The organism is Dyella japonica DSM 16301 (assembly GCF_001010355.1).
Classification (GTDB): Bacteria; Pseudomonadota; Gammaproteobacteria; order Xanthomonadales; family Rhodanobacteraceae; genus Dyella; species Dyella japonica.
Genome location: NZ_JPLA01000099.1, coordinates 1 through 1,260, shown reverse-complemented (window position 1 = coordinate 1,260; position 1,260 = coordinate 1). Strand labels below are relative to the sequence as shown.

Annotated in this window: 2 protein-coding genes; both read right to left on the bottom strand. The window is 42.9% G+C overall.

The window, feature by feature from the left end; genetic code table 11:
- On the bottom strand, window positions 1–966 hold a 966-nt coding region (locus Y882_RS20155), incomplete at its 3' end, for a hypothetical protein (RefSeq protein WP_156171591.1).
- A 30-nt stretch (window positions 967–996) separates the two neighbouring features.
- Window positions 997–1,260 (bottom strand): hypothetical protein (locus Y882_RS20315; protein WP_162207437.1); only part of this gene is annotated, 264 nt, incomplete at its 5' end.

Sequence of the window (1,260 nt, the reverse complement as noted above, 5' to 3'; positions counted from 1 at the left end):
CTTACCACCAGCGGTTGTATTATCTTTGCTGGAGTGCTTTGAACCACCAGAGAAAGCATAGAAATGCCCCTTATCGTAAAGGGAAAGCATTTCATCCATAATATCTTTAGCTTTACCGACTTCCATCTTACCGTTACGGAAAAACGCGCCGACTTCAGTCTTATAGTTAATGGATGAGCCACAAGACATAACCGATGTATCCATAATGACGTCTTTGCGCAATGCAGCATCAGACGCATAGGTACTAGTATCTAAAACACGTTCAATACCGAATATCTGCTGGCCGTCCTGACCGCCATAATTGGAAACCTGAGAAAGAATGGTTTCAATGTTAGAGCGAAACGCTTCTTTACCAATACCAGAACGTGCAATTAATACAAAGGAGTTGTTCAGACCGCTTCGTGTAACTGTGTTCCACGCCTTACCGCACATACCACTAAATAAAGCAAGAGCAGACAGAATACTAATGTCTTTAATAGGCAACAAGCTCGCTTTATACATATTACGAGCAACCTCACCCATAAATCCTGGAGGCCAAGCTAAACCGTCTGCCTGTTCTTCAGTGTAATTACCATCTGTGGTCAACACCTCTTCAGGTGGGCGTTCTGGTGTAGTTGCCTGACGCAGTTTCTCCGTGCGCTCTATAGCTGCATTAACGTTATTCTGAACTATCTGCATAAGTCCCATAGATTTAACATGGGCATCGTAGCGATAGTTGCGAATCATTCTATCCAGGTGGTACGGACGCTTAATTTTTTCACCAGGCATACGACGTGAATCATCGTAACGACTACTCATTGGTGAATACATGAATAGGCGTCTTACCTGGAAATTGTACTTGCTCTTAAAGCAAAGAAAGTCAATTAATGCAAATTCTGCTTCAGACTGAGAAGGGAAACAGCGTTCACCGATAGAAGTATCAACTTCTTCAGCTCTCCAACGACCTTCCCATAGCTGTTTAAACAACGTTCCGTTTTCTTGTTGGCACAACTGGGTTTAAACATCCTGATGTTCGATTGCATATGGGTCATTACTGAAATCTTCTTCAGTAAGTTCCAACATTTGGAAGCCATCAGACTCATTAATTTCACTCATCTCTGACATAAGCTGATGAATGAGATTAGCAATATATCCTTCGCTTTCACTACCTGGAGCACCAGACACAGTGCGTGGAGTAACATCCCAGTGCTCACCTGTACAGATAATGAAGCGATACTGTGAATATACTTCTACACCATCACGGCGCTTACCAGCTTGAGG